The 17,377-nt window shown below is 60.2% G+C and carries 16 protein-coding genes; 3 read left to right on the top strand and 13 right to left on the bottom strand.

The window, feature by feature from the left end:
- Positions 1–19: 19 nt before the first annotated feature.
- From FPZ52_RS04710 to yajC, 9 genes are all read right to left on the bottom strand, one after another.
- The gene (locus FPZ52_RS04710) at positions 20–565 is read right to left on the bottom strand and encodes a DsbE family thiol:disulfide interchange protein (protein WP_146364178.1); all 546 of its coding nucleotides are present in this window, start codon (positions 563–565) and stop codon (positions 20–22) included.
- Positions 566–715, bottom strand: a complete 150-nt coding sequence (ccmD, locus tag FPZ52_RS04705) for a heme exporter protein CcmD (protein ID WP_146364176.1) — start codon at positions 713–715, stop codon at positions 566–568.
- The gene (locus FPZ52_RS04700) at positions 705–1,442 is read right to left on the bottom strand and encodes a heme ABC transporter permease (RefSeq protein ID WP_146364174.1); all 738 of its coding nucleotides are present in this window, start codon (positions 1,440–1,442) and stop codon (positions 705–707) included. The genes ccmD and FPZ52_RS04700 overlap by 11 nt, the downstream gene beginning before the upstream one ends.
- Before the next feature lie 55 nt (positions 1,443–1,497).
- Entirely contained in the window at positions 1,498–2,154 is a 657-nt protein-coding gene (gene ccmB / locus FPZ52_RS04695) for a heme exporter protein CcmB (RefSeq protein ID WP_146364172.1), read from the bottom strand.
- Positions 2,151–2,783, bottom strand: coding sequence for a heme ABC exporter ATP-binding protein CcmA (ccmA, locus tag FPZ52_RS04690; protein WP_240804405.1), 633 nt, complete (start codon positions 2,781–2,783; stop codon positions 2,151–2,153). Before ccmA ends, ccmB begins: the two co-directional genes overlap by 4 nt.
- On the bottom strand, positions 2,780–3,133 hold the full coding sequence (locus FPZ52_RS04685) for an Mth938-like domain-containing protein (protein WP_146364170.1): 354 nt from the start codon (positions 3,131–3,133) through the stop codon (positions 2,780–2,782). Before FPZ52_RS04685 ends, ccmA begins: the two co-directional genes overlap by 4 nt.
- Before the next feature lie 9 nt (positions 3,134–3,142).
- On the bottom strand, positions 3,143–4,114 hold the full coding sequence (gene secF, locus FPZ52_RS04680) for a protein translocase subunit SecF (protein ID WP_146364168.1): 972 nt from the start codon (positions 4,112–4,114) through the stop codon (positions 3,143–3,145).
- Positions 4,115–4,118: 4 nt separating this feature from the next.
- On the bottom strand, positions 4,119–5,783 hold the full coding sequence (gene secD, locus FPZ52_RS04675) for a protein translocase subunit SecD (RefSeq protein WP_146364166.1): 1,665 nt from the start codon (positions 5,781–5,783) through the stop codon (positions 4,119–4,121).
- Between the two features lie 70 nt (positions 5,784–5,853).
- The gene (gene yajC, locus FPZ52_RS04670) at positions 5,854–6,174 is read right to left on the bottom strand and encodes a preprotein translocase subunit YajC (RefSeq protein WP_146364164.1); all 321 of its coding nucleotides are present in this window, start codon (positions 6,172–6,174) and stop codon (positions 5,854–5,856) included.
- 181 nt (positions 6,175–6,355) lie between these two features.
- Here yajC and serS point away from each other — a divergent pair, with 181 nt between their 5' ends.
- Entirely contained in the window at positions 6,356–7,648 is a 1,293-nt protein-coding gene (gene serS / locus FPZ52_RS04665; RefSeq protein ID WP_146364162.1) for a serine--tRNA ligase, read from the top strand.
- Between the two features lie 3 nt (positions 7,649–7,651).
- Here the strand turns inward: serS and FPZ52_RS04660 are convergent, their stop codons facing one another.
- Genes FPZ52_RS04660 through FPZ52_RS04645 form a run of 4 tightly spaced genes read right to left on the bottom strand, consistent with a single transcriptional unit; the run spans position 7,652 to position 12,459 of the window.
- A complete protein-coding gene (locus tag FPZ52_RS04660) occupies positions 7,652–8,806 on the bottom strand; it encodes a DUF2235 domain-containing protein (RefSeq protein WP_168201264.1) in 1,155 nt (384 codons plus the stop codon).
- Positions 8,807–8,860: 54 nt separating this feature from the next.
- Entirely contained in the window at positions 8,861–10,318 is a 1,458-nt protein-coding gene (der, locus tag FPZ52_RS04655) for a ribosome biogenesis GTPase Der (RefSeq protein WP_146364158.1), read from the bottom strand.
- Between the two features lie 52 nt (positions 10,319–10,370).
- Positions 10,371–11,789, bottom strand: coding sequence for a PQQ-like beta-propeller repeat protein (locus tag FPZ52_RS04650; RefSeq protein ID WP_240804404.1), 1,419 nt, complete (start codon positions 11,787–11,789; stop codon positions 10,371–10,373).
- Positions 11,790–11,808: 19 nt separating this feature from the next.
- On the bottom strand, positions 11,809–12,459 hold the full coding sequence (locus tag FPZ52_RS04645) for a hypothetical protein (protein WP_146364156.1): 651 nt from the start codon (positions 12,457–12,459) through the stop codon (positions 11,809–11,811).
- Positions 12,460–12,641: 182 nt separating this feature from the next.
- On the opposite strand from FPZ52_RS04645, the gene FPZ52_RS04640 reads away from it, so the two are divergent.
- Positions 12,642–13,772: an efflux RND transporter periplasmic adaptor subunit gene (locus tag FPZ52_RS04640; RefSeq protein WP_146364154.1), complete on the top strand. Its 1,131-nt coding sequence runs from the start codon at positions 12,642–12,644 to the stop codon at positions 13,770–13,772.
- The gene (locus FPZ52_RS04635; protein ID WP_146364152.1) at positions 13,769–17,374 is read left to right on the top strand and encodes an efflux RND transporter permease subunit; all 3,606 of its coding nucleotides are present in this window, start codon (positions 13,769–13,771) and stop codon (positions 17,372–17,374) included. Before FPZ52_RS04640 ends, FPZ52_RS04635 begins: the two co-directional genes overlap by 4 nt.
- Positions 17,375–17,377 lie beyond the last annotated feature (3 nt).

The raw sequence follows: 17,377 nt of genomic DNA, 5'->3' as shown, positions 1-17,377 counted from the left end.
CTGCCGAAGAACAGGTCGCCTAGTCCAAGGACTGTGCGGCCTTTTCCATTTCCGGCCTTAGTTGTTCCGAAAGGACACGGCTGGTCACCGGGCCCGCAAAGCGGAACACAACGGTCCCATCGCCATCAATAACAAAGGTCTCGGGCACGCCGTAAAGTCCCCACTCGATCCCCATACGGCCCGTCTGATCCGCACCAATGGCCGCATACGGGTTGCCAAGCTCGTTCAGGAAACCCACCGCATTGTCCGGCGTGTCCTTGTAGTTCACACCGTAGATGGTCACGCCTTCGTCGGCGAGTTGTTCCAGCACCGGATGCTCGACGCGGCATGGCGCGCACCAGCTTGCCCAGAAATTCACCAGCTTTACGCCATCCTGCTTAAGCATCTCGGCGTCAAACACCGGCAGTTCAGCCAATGGCGTCACTGCGATTTCCGGAGCCGGTTGCCCCGTACGGGTGGACGGCAGAGCGTCCGGGTTCTCGCGCTGCATTCCTGCGATAAACATCGCGGAAAGCGCTGCGAAGGCCACCGGCGGCACGATGAGTAGCGGCGAAAACTTCGGCATTCAGTGACGCTCCCGTTCGATACGTTCGAGTTGTCGACGGACAACGCGGCTCCGGCGCAGGCTGAGCAGGACCAGTCCGATCAACAGCACCGCGCTCGTGCCATACGCGGCCAGAACCGTGCCGGCGTATTTTCCCAGTTCAGGTAGCATCGGCGTATCTTTCTTGCGCTTGCAATGCGCGGATGCGGCGCAGGCGGATTTCAGTCCGCGTCCGCAGAAGCACCAGGGCGACAAACAGCGTTACAAATCCGGCCATGCACAGAAGAAGCGGGTAATAGAACACGTTCGACACGTTTTCTTCCTTGTCCAGCGACAGCGATGCGCCCTGATGCAGCCCCTGATTCCAGAACAACACTGCATAACGTGACAGAAGGGCGAAAACCGTTCCGACCAGGCACAGAACTGAGGTGAGGTCCGCCGCGGTGTCGGGGTCATCGAAGGCGTTCCACAACGCGATATACCCCAGATAGAACAGGCACAGGATCAAGAACGACGTCAGCCGCGGATCCCAGGCCCAGAAGGTGCCCCACATCGGCTGCCCCCAGATCGCGCCTGTGGCCAAGGCAATCAACGTCATGACCAGTCCGACGGGTGCCGCAGCACGTGCAGCCAAGGCCGACACATGGTGCCGCCGGACCAACCAAATCAGCGAGGCGACCAACATCATGAACCACGCATTAATTGCCATCAGGGCGGAGGGCACATGCAGATAGATAATCTTGACGGTCGCTCCCTGCCGGTAATCGTCGGGCGTAAAGAAAAAGCCCCAGATAAGCCCGATCAGCAACGTGACGGCACTTGTCCACGCGAAGACAGGCAGCAGCCGATCGGACAACTGCATGAATTTTCGCGGGTTGGCATATTCCCAAAGAGACATGGATACGATTTAGGCTCCGTGCGGGTCGGGGGCAATCGGCATTTGGGCGAAACTCCTATCGTAAATTGATACGGATTGCCGCAGCCGAGGCAAATGGCAGCAGCGCCACGCAACCAAGCGAGATCGCCGCAAGCAGCAGGGCGGGTGTTGCGATGCTCATCCCCTCGCCCCCGCGCCGCGCGAGCTCCGCCCCAAAAATCAGCGTTGGGACAAAAAGTGGCAACACCAACAGCGACAACAGCAACCCGCCCCGTTTCAGCCCCACGGTCAGCGCCGCGCCGAACGCACCGATCAAGCTTAGTGCCGGTGTTCCGATCAGCAATGATAGCAGGAGCCACACGCCTGCATGCGCCGGAAGGTTGAGCAGCACGCCAAGAAACGGAGCGGCCAGCGTCAGCGGTAATCCGGTCGTCAGCCAATGCGCACAGGCCTTCACCGCGACCACGCCTTCCAGCGGCAGCGGCGAGGTCAGCAATAGCTCCAGTGTCCCGTCTTCGTAATCCAGCGCGAAGATCCGGTCGAGCGACAGCAAGCACGCAAGCAACGCGCCAAGCCACAGCACCCCTGACGCGATCCGCGACAGCACGGCGGCTTCCGGTCCCACGGCGAAGGGCACCAGCACCGTGACGATCAGGAAAAAGCACAGCCCGAGGCCGAAGCCGCCTCCTGCCCGCACCGCCAGCGTCAGATCACGTTTCAACAAAGCGATCACAGAAACGCCTCGTCGCTGCGACGCATCTGGGTTTGGGATTGCGCGCGGTATGCGCTCAGATCTATCTCTCGCATGACGAAGCCCATATCAAGATGCGTCGCCGCCAGCACCGCCCCGCCATGTGCACAATGCGTTTTCAGAATATCTGCAAACCGCGTGACGGCAGCACTGTCGAGCGATACCGTCGGCTCATCCAACACCCATAAAGGGCGCCCCGACACGATCAGCCGCGCAAGCCCCAGACGGCGCTTTTGCCCTGCCGACAGTTGGTTTACGGGCCGGTCTTCGAGGTCTTTCAGATCAAACACCTTCAATGCGTCCGACATTTTGCCGCCGCCAAAAACAGACGCCCAGAACGACAGATTCTCGGAAACGGTCAGGGTCGCTTTCAGCCCGTCCAGGTGCCCGGCATAGGCAATGGCGTCATCCGGCAGTGCGATCTGCCCTGCCTCGACCGGTTGTAGTCCTGCGATGCACCGCAGCACCGTCGTTTTCCCAATCCCGTTCGGGCCGCGCAGCGCCACTGCATCACCTGCCCGGATCGAAAATGACAGCCCTTCGACAACCCGCCTTCCGCCGCGGGCGCAGGACAGCGCGTCCACGGTCAGCAACGAGCCTTTTGCCGTCACACTGGCAGCGCAGCGATTGCGACGCGGCGGCCTTCGGATAATAACACGTTGTAGGTGCGACAAGCGGCCGGGCTGGCCATCGCCTCGACGCCAAGTCCCGCCTCTTCCAGCGGGTCCCGCAAGGCCTTGGGGATATGCGCAACCTCTGCGCCTGTGCCGATAAAGAGCACATCCACCCTGCCCTGAAGCGCGAGCAGCGTACTGTCATCCGCATAGCCCCCCCAAAGGGCGACCCCATCCGGCCCCACCAGCATAGCACCTTCGATCACTTCGCCATCCACCCGAAAGAAGCCCGGGCCGTAACCGTCCACGGGCTTGCCTTCGGGATAAGTGACTTCGTTCAGGCGCAAGGCTCGCTCCTATTTGCCCACATTGGCAAACTGGTTGCCTTGGTTGGCGTCGGATTTCGTCCAGTCGCGTTTGACGCCCAGACGCCACAGGATGGTAGACGCGATGAAGACCGACGAATAGGTGCCGACGAAAATGCCCCACATCATGGCAAAGACAAAGCCCCGGATCACGTCACCGCCCAGAATGAACAGGGCGAACAACGCAATAAGCGTGGTCAGCGAGGTCATCATGGTACGGCTTAGCGTCTCGTTGATCGATAGGTTTAGCACCTCTTTCAATGCCTTGCGCTTGTACTTGCGCAGGTTTTCCCGAACGCGGTCAAAGACGACCACCGTGTCGTTCAGCGAATAGCCCACGATCGTCAGAAGCGCGGCGATGATCGCAAGATCGAAACGGATTTGCAGCAAGCTGAACACGCCGATCGTCAGGGTAATATCATGCACCAGCGCCAGAACGGCACCTAGTGAAAACTGCCATTCAAACCGCAACCAGATGTAGAACAGCACTGCCCCGATCGCCAGAACGACGGACCAGACGGCCGTCTGGACCAACTCGCCAGACACCTTCGGTCCAACCGATTCCACCGCAGGAAATGTGATGCTTGGATCGATTTCCTGCAGCGCCGCTTCGACGGCATTGATGGTCGCGACGGACGCACTTTCATCGCCGTCACCCTGTGCCTCGATCCGGATCATGGCCACATGCTGGTCGGCATCGAAACTGGTGTCGAAGACTTCGGTGATCGCCACATCGCCCAGACCCAGCGGCGCAATGGCATCACGATAAGCGCCCACATCGACGGCCTGGGTCGATTCCGTGCGAATGGTCGTCCCGCCGCGGAAATCGATGCCGAAATTCAGCCCCATGGTGAAGAACAGCAGCACCGACGCGATCATAGCCACAACGGAGACACCGGTTGTGATCTTCCAAAGACGGAAGAAATCCCAGTTCATTTCGTCAGGAACAAGTTTCAAGCGCATGGGATCAAACCTCGATTGTGCGCGGGCGGCGCCGCTCGAACCACGTGACGATGATCAGTCGCGTGACATATATAGCGGTGAAGACCGACGTGATGATACCCAGACCCAGCGTGATCGCAAAGCCACGCACCGGACCAGAGCCCATGACGAACAGGATCACAGCCGTGATCAGCGTCGTGATGTTCGCATCCAGAATGGCCGACAGCGCCCGTTCATAACCAAGCTCGATCGCGCGGGCCGGGCCCTTGGCGGTTTTCAGTTCCTCGCGAATCCGCTCGAAAACCAGGACATTGGCGTCCACCGCCATACCGATGGTCAGCACGATCCCGGCAATACCGGGCAGTGTGAGCGTCGCACCGATCACGGATAGCAGCCCGAAAATCAGCCCGACATTGATGATCAGCGCGACATTCGCGATCAATCCGAAGAAGCCGTAGGACAGGAACATGAAAGCCAGCACTGCGGCAAATGCCACGATACAGGCGATCCGGCCCGCATCGATACTGTCCTGCCCCAGCTCCGGTCCGATGGTCCGTTCTTCGAGGAAAGTCATCTCTGCAGGCAGCGCACCGGCGCGCAGCAAGACGGCCAGTTCGGTGGACCCTTCAACCGTAAAGTTGCCGGTGATGATACCGGAGCCCCCGGGAATATGGCTTTGGATGACAGGTGCCGAAATCACTTCATTGTCGAGCACGATGGCAAAGGGAGAGCCGATGTTTTCTGCGGTATAATCGCCAAACTTGCGCGCGCCCGACGGGTTGAAGCGGAAATTCACCGCCGGGCGACCGTTCTGATCGAAAGCCGGTTGCGCATCGGTCAGTTCCTCGCCTGTCACGACCGCATCTTCTTCAACCATGTAGTACGTGCCGGGCTCGTCCATGGAGGGCAGCAACAGATTGCGCAGGCCCGGATCGGCGCTGGCATCGGTCGTACGCCCGACAACCGGGTGGAAGGTCAGCTTGGCGGTGGTCCCGATCAGCGATTTCAGCTCTTCGGCAGATCCGATCCCCGGCACCTGGATCAGGATCCGGTCTTCACCCTGCCGCTGAATGGTGGGTTCACGTGTGCCGACCTCGTCCACACGGCGACGAATTATTTCGAGCGATTGACGGATGGTGCGATCATCTGTCGCCTGCTTTTCCGCATCCGACAGCCTGACAACCATATCCGCGCCCTCGCTGGTCACGGTGATATCCGAAGACCCTGCCCCGGTCAGCGACACGATGGGGCGCGACAGGTCACGCGCAATCTGTGCAGCAGCATCGATGTTCTCAGGCTGGCTGATGCGCACGCGCAATTCGTCTTCCGGTGCGGGTTGGCGGCGGATGGTGCCGACCGTCGCACGTTCGGCCCGTAGTGCATCGCGCAGTTCCGGCCAAAAACCGTTCAGCCGGTCCGCATAAACATCAGACACCTGCACCTGCGCCAGCAGATGCGCACCGCCCCGAAGATCGAGGCCAAGATTGACGATGTCAGACGGCAGCCAGTTCGGCCACCCTGCGCGGTCGGCCTGAAGTTCCGGCGTCGCTTCGGCGCCTGCCTCGATGGTCTTCACGGCGTCATTGTGACGCTCGACACGCGGATAGAACGCGTTGGGCATCGCCATCAACAGACCGAGAGCGCACAGCCCCCAGATGACGATGCGTTTCCACATAGGGATTTGAAGCATCTATGGCCCCTTTGCGCGAAACTCGGAAAAAGCGAGAAAAAAGGGCTACCCGAGAGCAGCCCCGAAAAAATCAGGCGGCAGGCTCGGTCTTGCTGACCACCTGCGCGATGGTCGACTTGACCACACGCACCTTCACACCTTCCGAGAGTTCAACTTCGACTTCATTGTCATCCTTAACCTTGACGACCTTGCCGATCAGCCCGCCCTGCGTGACGACCTGATCCCCACGGCGCAGCGCGGCAACCATTTGCTGGTGTTGCTTCACCTTCTTCTGCTGCGGGCGGATCAGCAGGAAATACATGATCGCGAAGATCAGGATCAGGGGAAGGAAGCTGGAGACCATACCCATCGGGTTTCCGGCGGCTTGCGCATATGCAGGCGTTGCGAACATGAACGATATACCTCTGGTTGGGGCGCTGGGGCCTCATTGAATTGCGGCGCAACCTATGGCGCGACGTAGACAAAGGCAAGACAATGACCGACCTGCCGGAAGGAAAGCCTTGCCGCCGTTCCCTCGCGGGCATCAATCGTCTATCAACCGCCTGCGGTGAGTCGCACGAAAAGAGGACGCCATGCACGACATTAAATTCATTCGCGAAAACCCGGAACGCTTCGATCGGGCCATGTCCCGACGCGGGCTGGACGCGATGTCGTCGGAAATCCTCGCGCTCGACGCATCCCGTCGCGAGAAAATTACCGCATCTGAGCAGGCGCAGGCCGACCGCAACGCCGCCTCCAGACAGGTGGGTGCGGCCAAGGCCAAAGGCGACGAGGCCGAGTTCGAACGCCTGCGGGCGCTGGTCGCAGACAAAAAGGTCGAAATCGCCCGACTCGATGAAGAAGCCAAGTCCGAAGACGCCAAGCTGCGTGACCTTCTGATGGGGCTGCCGAACCTTCTGGCCGACGATGTGCCTGACGGCGCCGATGAAAGCGAAAACGTTGAAATGCGCCGCCATGGTGAGCCCCGCGCCTTCAACTACGCGCCCAAGGAACATTACGAACTGCCCGCCGTGCAGGACGGGATGGATTTTGAAACCGCCGCCAAGTTGTCAGGATCGCGTTTCGTGGTTCTGTCCGGCGCTGTCGCGCGCATCCACCGGGCGCTCGCCCAATTCATGCTGGACACGCATGTCGACGAAAACGGCCTGACCGAGACATGGGTGCCGGTGCTGGTCACCGAAGACATGATGTATGGCACAGGGCAACTGCCGAAATTCGGCGAAGACAGCTACCAGACCACAGATGGCTGGTGGCTGATCCCGACGGCGGAAGTGACGCTGACCAACATCGTCAACAACGTCGTGGTCGGGGAAAGCGACCTGCCGCGCCGCTATGTCGCGCACAGTCAGTGCTTCCGGTCCGAAGCCGGCAGCGCGGGCCGCGATACATCCGGCATGCTGCGCCAGCACCAGTTCGAGAAGGTCGAAATGGTGTCCATCACCCGCCCTGACGAGGGCCGCGCCGAACTGGACCGCATGACGCGTTGCGCCGAAGGCATTCTGGAAAAGCTCGAACTGCCCTATCGCACCATTGTTCTGTGCAGCGGCGATACAGGCTTTGGCGCGGTTCGCACACATGACATCGAGGTGTGGCTACCCGGTCAGGACAAGTATCGCGAGATCAGCTCGGTTTCGCTTTGCGCCGATTTTCAGGCACGTCGCATGAATGCTCGTTTCCGGCCTGAGGGCGGCGGCAAGCCCGAATTCGTCAACACGCTGAACGGTTCGGGACTGGCCGTTGGGCGCACGTTGATCGCCGTGCTCGAGAATGGCCAGCAGGAAGACGGCAGCGTCATTCTGCCCGAGGCGCTCTCGCGGTATCTCGGTGGCAAGTCGGTACTGACGGCAGACGGTAAACTCGCCTGACCATCACGCGAAGCGTGTCGGGTTCTCCCGCGGCGGCAGCGCAGCGATCTGCTGTTTCAGGTCTGACAAGGTGGCGGGGTCATAGACGGCCCCGCCCTTTCCACCGAAGGCCAGCCGGTCAAGCGTCACCTCCGCCAGCTCATCCGTCGTCTTCGGCCCCCTGCGATCGCGCGAGATCAAGGACGATAACATATGCAGCGCACCGTGACGCAAGGCGCCCTGATAGTTCCGTTGGCTGAGAAACGGCACCAGAGCGGCCTCGTCTAGTTGCAAGCCCGCCTCTTTCGCGCCATCCGCGATCCACGCCAGCGTGAACATGGTCAGGCCGATATCCGGTCCACCACCTCCGACCACACCGTGCACGCCCGGAAACCATTTCTGTTGGTAAGGCTGGCCTTCGCGGCCTTCCGAGAGTCCAGCCAGATTGTTCCATAGGGTCGGTTCGTAGGTGCGGCGCCGCTCATCTATCGAAACGGCATGGCGACCTGCTTTAACCATGCTCGATAAGTCCGTGTCATGAAAGGTATATTTCATGTTCAGAAACTTGGCGAGCGTGCCCAGAAATCCCGGCACGCCCAACGCGCCGACCGTATCCCATATCCCCATATAGGAGATGTTCAGCGGCATTCCGAGCGGCTTTCCGTTCGCCTTACGCCACTCTATTTCTTCTTTTCCTGTAGTAAGTTGCGGCGAGAAGTTCATGCGAAACTCATGACTTTCATCGGTGTAAGGCGCTTTCGCCGCCCCGCGATCTCGATACCAGTTCACGGCTTCCTGACTGCGCTCTATATTTTCAGGTGTGGGAATCCCGCAGTTCCTGATCAGGCCGGCAAGCGAACGCGCCGTATAGGCTCCGCGCGAAAACCCGAACAGATAGATCTGATCACCCGGCTCGAAGACCTTGGCGAGATCTTCGTAAGCCAGTCGAATATTCCGCGTCAGCCCCCAGCCAAAGGCGCCGCCGCAAAGACGGTCCAGAAAGCGCTCCACACGGTTTCTACCGCGCCCTGTTCCGACACCTTCATGATATAGGGGATGAATATCGTCCGCGATGTCCTGCGACGCGACAGCCACGGTGAATAGCCGCACGACATTGGTTTCGGGCTTGCTATCCGCGCTGTTCCAAGTGCCGTCACAGAAAATCGCTATTCGTTTCATCGCACTCGCCCATAACTGCCGTTTCATGCATGACAGTGGATAGGTGGCGCTACGTCAAGCCTTGGGAGAGGGTTTGCCCAAATGCTTGCGCAGCCGCGACGGCGTCGATTTCTTGCGATCCTTGTAAGGGTTCTTGTCGGCCTGAGATCGCATCGTCAGACGGATCGGTGTGCCCGGCATGTCGAAGTCCGCGCGCAGCCCATTGATCAGGTAGCGGCGATAAGCTTCGGGCAATTTGTCCGGATGCGAACACATGACAACGAATGCTGGTGGGCGCGTCTTCACCTGCGTGGCATAGCGCAGCTTGATCCGACGGCCGCCCGGCGCAGGCGGCGGGTGAGCTTCGACCATGCCGGTCAGCCAGCGGTTGAGTTGCGCCGTCGTCACGCGTCGGTTCCAGACATCCTGTGCCTTCAGAATGGCCGTGTGCAGCCGGTCGAGCCCGCGCCCGGTCTTGGCCGACACGGTCACGAGTGGTGCGCCTTTCAACTGCGGCAGAAGTCGTTCAAACGCTTCCTTCAGCGCTGCCAGCTTGCCCTGCTTGTCATCCTCAAGATCCCACTTGTTGACGGCCACGACAACGGCGCGCCCTTCCCGTTCGGCCAGATCCGCGATGCGCAGATCCTGCTGTTCAAACGGTATGTCGGCATCCAGAAGCACAACGACCACCTCGGCAAACCGAATGGCACGCAGACCATCCGCCACCGAAAGCTTTTCAACCTTGTCCTGCACCTTGGCACGCTTGCGCATGCCGGCAGTGTCGAAAATGCGCATGGGCGTTCCGGCCCAATCCACCGGAACAGCGATGGAGTCACGCGTGATCCCTGCCTCCGGCCCCGTTAGCAAGCGGTCTTCGCCAAGGATACGATTGATCAGCGTGGATTTACCCGCATTTGGACGACCGACAACGGCAATCTGCAACGGTTTCGACTCCGACGGCATGTCATCTGCAACGGGATTGCCGTCTTCGTCCAGCTCGATATCCGTGACGGCGGTTTCGTCTTCTTTGGTTTTCACCAGTTCTTCCGAAATCGGCAGGAGCACGGAATAGAGATCGCTCATCCCTTCGCCATGTTCGGCGGACAGCCGCAGCGGCTCGCCAAGGCCCAGGCCATAAGCCTCCAGCATCCCGGCATCCGCAGCAGATCCCTCCGCCTTGTTCGCCGCCAAGATGACATGGTTGGAACGCTTGCGCAGAATATCGGCGAACATCTCGTCATTGGCCGTGACCCCTGCGCGCGCGTCAATCATGAACAGGCACACATCGGCCATATCTACCGCGCGTTCCGTAAGGCGACGCATCCGCCCCTGAAGGCTGTCATCGGTTGCATCTTCCAGGCCGGCGGTATCAATGACGGTGAAATTCAGATCACCGAGCTTTGCCTGCCCTTCACGCAGATCACGCGTGACACCCGGCTGATCGTCGACCAGCGCAAGACGGCGCCCGACAAGGCGGTTGAACAGCGTTGATTTGCCGACATTGGGACGTCCGACAATCGCCAAGGTAAACATTGGGCAGCCTCCGGGCTGGAATCGCAAATCGGGGGCTTACACCAGCTTGCAGTTATCTGAAAGCGTGGAGTTTCCCATCCGCCGTGACGACATAGAGCACACCGCCCGCAACAACCGGGTCAAGAGCCGCTGGTGCCGACAGCTGATCCTGGCGTAGAATCTGGCCGCTGGTCGGGTCGACCTGACGCATATAGCCATCGCTGGATACAGTGATCAGGCGGCCGCCCGCGAGGATTGGGCCGTAATGAGCGAACACGCCCTGCCGCTTGCTGACCTTTTCGCGGGTATAAAGGGTCAGGGTCGCACCCCAAATACGTTCACCCGTAGCTGCGTTCAGGCGGATCAGCTCGTTCCGGTCAGAAATCAGGAACAGCGAGTTCCCAGCCGGCCAGACAGGGCTGGACGCGCCTTCGCGTGCGGTCCATCTGCGTTCGCCGGATGTGGCATCCAGTGCCACGAGACGACCGCCCGGATTGCCGACATAGATCGTGTTGCCCACGACAACAGGATCGCTGGAAATGTCCGTGACGCCCGCATAGGCGTAGCCCAGCCGCTCGCCGGAAATCGTTGTCCCCCAAAGACGCACGCCCCCACGTTTCAGGACCGAGAGCAGTTCCCCCGACCCGAAGGGAAAAATTGCCGCACGAGACGTGATCGCAGGGGAAGAGCCGCCAATGGTATAGCTGCCAGAACCCGTGGCTTGCAGCTGCCAGCGGGTCTTCCCGTCACTCGCATCGATGGCCCAAGCGGTGCCGTCGCGTGATGTCAGATAGACCAGCCCATCCGAAACGGTTGGCGCGGCGGATGGCACCGCATCCAGATCCTGCTGCCAGTAGATCGCACCGCTGGCCACATCCATCGCATAAAGACGCCCATAACCCGTGGTGACATAAAGCCGGTTGCCGGACACGGCGAATCCGCCGCCGGATGCCTCGCCGCGCCGCTCTGTCGATGGCGTCAGGTTCTGCTGCCAAAGAAGCCCGCCATTCAGCGCATGCGCGCGGACATCGCTGTGGCTGTCCATGGTAAAGATACGCCCACCAGCGACCACTGGTGTGGCCGTCATGCGGACACGTTTGCCGTTGCCCTTCCCGATAGAAGTGGACCAGACCTCCGTCAGATTGGCGCCAAGTGCGGGGTGCGTGATGCGGTGCTGTGCGCTGCCATTGCGTTGCGGCCAGTCGCTGTTGGTGCGCGCGCCTTCAAGGCCCAGTGAGCGGGCTTCGCCGGATACGCTATAGCCGCGGATCGGTGTTCGCGTGGGTATGGCCGTGACATTGCGGGCCTGTGCCTCGGCGCGGGCTTGTGCGGACGGATCGGAGGCGACCGCCACCGCTTCGTCCATATCGCGCAGGTCAAACCGCGGTCCCTGAAGGATCGGCTCTTTTTCCTGACAGGCCGACAGCAGCATGACCGAGGTCATACATGCTGCCAAACTCCACCGTGCCATGTAGCGCGTCTCGTGCCGCATCAACTGCTCCACTCGTTTTTCAGGACGCGTCCAGAGAGCCGCCAAGCGCGACAATCAGATCCTGCGCCCGCGACCGCTGCGTGTCGCTGGCCTCGTTGTCACCCACGATTACGGCCAGCTTTTCCAGCGCGGCATCGGTATTTTTCTGCTCAATCAGAACCAGGGCTTCTGATTCCATCGCGGACAGGCGAAACGGACGACCCGGCGCGGTCAGAGGTTCCAGGATCGCAATCTTTTCGTCCGTCGAGAGCGATGCCTCGGGAACCATGGTCATTTTCACGGTCGCCAGGTCCCGGTACACCAAGGGTAGTTCGGTATTGTCGGCGATGGCGCGGAGCGCCGCAATCGCTTCATCAGGGGAATCGGCGGAAAGCTGGGCAGCTTCCAGCAGATTGCGAATAGCGGCACCCGGTCCGCTCAGATCCACCTGGTCAAGCGCTGCCGCACGCGCACCTGGATCTTCAAGATCAAGCGCGGAGATCAACGCATCACCAGAGGCCTGCGCGACACTGGCATCCTGTGCCTTTTGCCATTCGAGATATCCCGCCCCGCCGACAATGGCGACGACGACCGCTACGGCAATCCAGCCATACTTGCGGGCATAGCCATACAAGCGGTCGCGGCGAACCTCTTCGGTTACCTCATCGATGAAACTGTCGGGGTTGCTCACTCAGGCCTCCGTCATTTGCTAGCGTTTCATAACGTGAAGCTGGAAGCATTGCCAATAGCTTCGGAGCAAATCGTATTGACGCCTGCGTCAACATGCTTGCGGCGGCGCAGCGAATATGTGTAAACTGAACCGGTCGGTTTAGAAGTTGACGCCCGACAGATTGAAACCACTGCGAGGCAAGAATGCGCCTGACGCCGATCTTGATAGCGCTGCTCGTGGCAGCAAGCCTTTACGTTATTGTATTCGAACGCGATACGCTACTGAACATGGCCGGAGTCGCTCAAAGCACCGATCAGGACGAAACCACGGCCCAATCCGAGGAAGAAGCGGCGGTCGCACCGACTGATTCGGGGGGTGACGACACCTCCACCATCGCCGTTGTGGTTCTGCAAAGCAACGCGAGCGATATCGACAATGCCGTGAACCTGCGCGGTCAAACGCGGGCGGTGCGGGAAGTAGATGTGCAATCCCAGACGTCGGGGCTGGTGATCTCGGAACCTCATCGCAAGGGCAGCTTCGTCGAACGTGGCGATGTGCTGTGCCAGATCGATCCGGGCACGCGCCCCGCGCAACTGGCCGAGGCGCAAGCGCGGCTGGCTGAAGCAGAGATCAACGACAACGCAGCGGGACGTCTGGCAGAAGGCGGATTCGCATCCGAGACACGTGCTGTTTCTGCGAAGGCCATGCTGCAATCTGCACAAGCGGCTGTGCAGGCCGCGGAAACCGAGATCGACCGACTAACCATCACCGCCCCGTTCGGCGGCCTTCTAGAAACCGACGCAGCAGAAATCGGCAGCCTGCTTCAACCCGGTTCGCTTTGTGCAACGATCATCCAGCTCGACCCGATCAAGTTGGTGGGTTTCGCGCCGGAAACCTCCGTCGGGCTGATCGAGATGGGTGCCCCCGCCGTTGCACGGCTTCCCAATGGCGAGAATGTGTCGGGTCAGGTGACCTTCATATCGCGGGCTGCCGATCCGGCCACCCGTACCTTCGGTGTAGAAATCACCGCCGAGAATCCTGACCTGAAAATTCGGGATGGCCAGTCCGCAGATATTTCTGTCGCCGCAAGCGGGACGAAAGCGCATCTCGTACCGCCTTCGGCGCTGACGTTGAACGATCAGGGTACAATGGGTTTGCGCATCGTAGACGAGAATGATGTCGTCCAGTTCACACCGGTATCGGTCATCCGTGATACGATAGACGGTGTTTATGTCACCGGTCTGCCCGAGACGGCGCGGGTGATCGTCGTCGGGCAGGAATACGTATCAGAGGGCGTAAAAGTGCGCGTCAGCTATCGTGAGGCCAAGGGATGACAGGTATTGTTGATTGGGCTGCTGCCCATGCGAGGATGATCCTCGCTTTCATCGTGATGTCACTCGTGGCTGGGTCCGCAGCCTATATAAACCTTCCCAAGGAAGGCGAGCCCGACATCGAAATACCGGCGCTGTTCGTGTCCGTGCCGTTCCCGGGTATCTCCGCCGAGGACAGCGAATCGCTTCTGATCAAGCCCATGGAGACCGAACTGTCGGATATCGACGGGCTGAAGACCATGACCAGCACGGCCGCCGAAGGCTATGCCGGTGTGGCGCTGGAGTTCGAATTCGGATGGGACAAGACGCGCACTATGGCCGATGTGCGCGATGCCATGAACACCGCCGAAGGGAAATTTCCCGACGGTGCCGAAAAGTATTCGATCAACGAGATCAATTTCTCCGAATTTCCAATCGTGATCGTCAGCCTGACCGGCGCCTTGCCCGAGCGTACATTGCTGCGTGTCGCAATGGACTTGCAGGATCGCCTGGAAGGCATGGATTCGGTGCTGGAGGCACCACTGGCCGGTCATCGCGACGAGATGCTCGAAGTGGTCATCGACCCTGTGCGCATGGAATCCTACAACCTCACCGCGTCCGACCTGATCAACGCGGTGGTGAACAACAACCAGTTGATTGCCGCAGGTGAACTGGAAACCGAGAACGGCGCGTTCTCGGTCAAGATTCCGTCTTCCTTTGATGAAAGCCGTGATGTCTTCAACCTGCCAATAAAGACCAATGGCGACCGGATCGTCACGCTGTCTGATGTCGCCGATGTCCGGCTTACATTCGAGGATCGTGAAGCGACCGCACGCTACAACGGTGATGCAACCGTGGCGCTCCAGGTGGTCAAGCGCAAGGGTTTCAACCTGATCGATACGGTTGCCGAGATCCGCGCAGAAATCGACATCGAGCTCCAGACATGGCCGCAGGAATTGCAGGACGCGGTGACGATCAACCTCTCCAACGACCAGTCGCGGACCGTGGCCAGCATGGTCAGCCAGCTAGAAGGATCGGTTCTGACGGCTGTCGCTCTGGTGATGATCGTCGTGCTGGCTGCACTCGGTGCGCGTCCGGCCATTCTGGTCGGGCTGGCGATCCCGATCTCTTTCCTGCTGTGCTTCCTCTATCTCGCGATCATGGGGATCACCGTGTCGAATATCGTCATGTTTGGCCTGATCCTGGCCGTCGGCATGCTGGTGGACGGCGCGGTCGTGGTCGTGGAATATGCCGACCGGCGGATTTCCGAGGGCAGCGGCCCGATGCATGCCTATGTCGAAGCTTCCAAACGCATGTTCTGGCCGATCATTTCCTCGACCGCCACGACGCTGTGCGCCTTCCTGCCCATGCTGTTCTGGCCGGGTGTGGCGGGCGAGTTCATGGGCATGCTGCCGGTGACGCTGATCTTCGTATTGTCCGCGTCGCTTGTCGTCGCACTGGTCTATCTGCCGGTCATGGGCGGTGTGTCCGGGCGCTTGCAGCGCAGCTTCAACCACGCCTCGGCGTACATGCATCGCTGGCCCCTATTGCTGCGTGTCGTGCTGGTGCCCGTCGCGATGTATCTGCTGTTTCTGGGTGCAATGCAGACGATCAACCCGTCCTACCTGCTTGGCCTGCCTGAAGATGGCGGTTTTGGCACCCATGTTCCGGGGATCGTCATGTTCCTGATCGGTGCGTCGCTGACCTCGATCACCATGTCTGCGGTCAAACCGCAACGCACGGAACCTGCGGAACAGCCCGGACGTGGGCGTACCCCATTCGGCTATCTGATCAAGGCCATTGCAGGCAACCCGATCATGCCGCTGGTGGTCGTGGGCGCTGTGGTCTTCGTGGTGATGACCATTTTTTCCGTCTATGGCCAGAACAACCGCGGCGTTGAATTCTTCGTGGAAAGCGAACCGGAACAGGCCATCGTCTATGTCAGGGCGCGTGGCAACCTGTCCATCAGCGAAAAGGACGAGTTGGTCAAGGAGGTCGAACAGATCGCACTGAACACCGAAGGCGTGCAAAGTGTCTTCGCCTTTGCCGGTGACGGCGGGCTGAATTCCAACACCGCAGGCGCGACAGGGCCCAACGACACCATCGGCCAGGTTCAGATCGAAATGATCCCGTGGGAAGACCGCCCGCGGACCGAAGCCGAAGGAAGCTGGATGCGGCGCGTGTTCCTGCCCACCCAGGTCGATCCCCACTACGACGGCGATGCGGTTCTGGACCGGATGCAGGCCGAGATGGACCTGATCCCCGGCGTCTATACCGAGGTGTTGAACCTCGCCATGGGACCGGGATCGGGCAAGCCCGTGCATCTGCGGATCAAGGGCACGGACTGGGACCCCATCTACGAGGCAACCGAAACCGTGCGCCAGAAGTTCGAGCAAACCAACGGCCTGATCGACATCGAAGACAGCCGCCCCCTGCCCGGCATCGACTGGCAGATCGACGTGGATATCGAGAAGGCCGGGCGCTTCGGCGCGGATGTGTCCACGGTCGGGGCCATGGTACAGATGGTGACACGGGGTATCCTGCTCGACACGATGCGGGTGGACAGCTCGGACGAAGAAATCGAGATCCGGGTCCGGCTCCCCGAAGACGACCGCGTTCTGTCCACCCTGGATACGCTGCGGGTGAGAACGGCGGATGGGCTGATCCCGCTGTCCAATTTCATCACCATCACACCGGTGCAGAAAATCGGTGAAATCAGCCGCGAGGACCAGAAACGTTATTTCGACGTGAAGGCCGATGTAGCCGCAGGACTGACCAATGAAGCGGGCGGTCCCATTAACGCGAATGAGCGCATTACGGAACTGACGCGCTGGCTGACCGAAGAGAACCCCCTGCCCGTCGGGATCGACTGGGAATGGACGGGAGACCAGGAAGATCAGGCGGAAAGCCAAGCGTTTCTGTCGCAAGCCTTCCTCGCGGCGCTGGGTCTGATGTTCATCATCCTGCTGGCGCAGTTCAACAGCTTCTACAACGCAACCCTGGTCCTTCTGGCGGTTATCCTGTCGGTGGCGGGCGTGTTGCTGGGCATGTTGGTCATGCAGCAACCCTTCTCTATCATCATGACGGGTACCGGGATCGTGGCTCTTGCAGGGATTGTTGTGAACAACAACATCGTTCTGATCGACACCTATCAGGAATACAGCCGCTACATGCCCCGTATCGAGGCGATCATCCGCACTGCAGAAAGCCGGGTCCGGCCCGTGCTTCTGACCACGCTGACCACCATGGCGGGCCTGACGCCGATGATGCTGGGACTATCACTCGATTTCATAGGCGGCGGCGCCTCCATCAACAGCCCTACCGCGCTGTGGTGGAAGCAATTGGCAACGGCGGTGGTCTTCGGGCTGGGCACCGCAACTGTGCTAACGCTGGTTTTCACCCCATCCATGCTGGCGGTGCGTGTCTGGGCGGGCACCTATGTGATCGCTCTCGGTCGTGCACTTTCGCGCCTGACCAAAGGCCGCAGTAGCGATGCCGCACAGGATTGGGTGCTGCGGCGCAAGGCCCGCAAGATCAAATCGCCCGAGATTCTCTGGGACAGCGACGACGGTACCGATGATCACATCGATCAACGGCCATCCGGCAATCTTCGCGCGGCGGAATAAGCC

It is taken from the genome of Qingshengfaniella alkalisoli, assembly GCF_007855645.1.
In the GTDB taxonomy this organism is placed as follows: Bacteria; Pseudomonadota; Alphaproteobacteria; order Rhodobacterales; family Rhodobacteraceae; genus Qingshengfaniella; species Qingshengfaniella alkalisoli.
The sequence above is the reverse complement of the archived record's forward strand: the minus strand, read 5'-3'. Positions and strand labels throughout refer to the sequence as shown.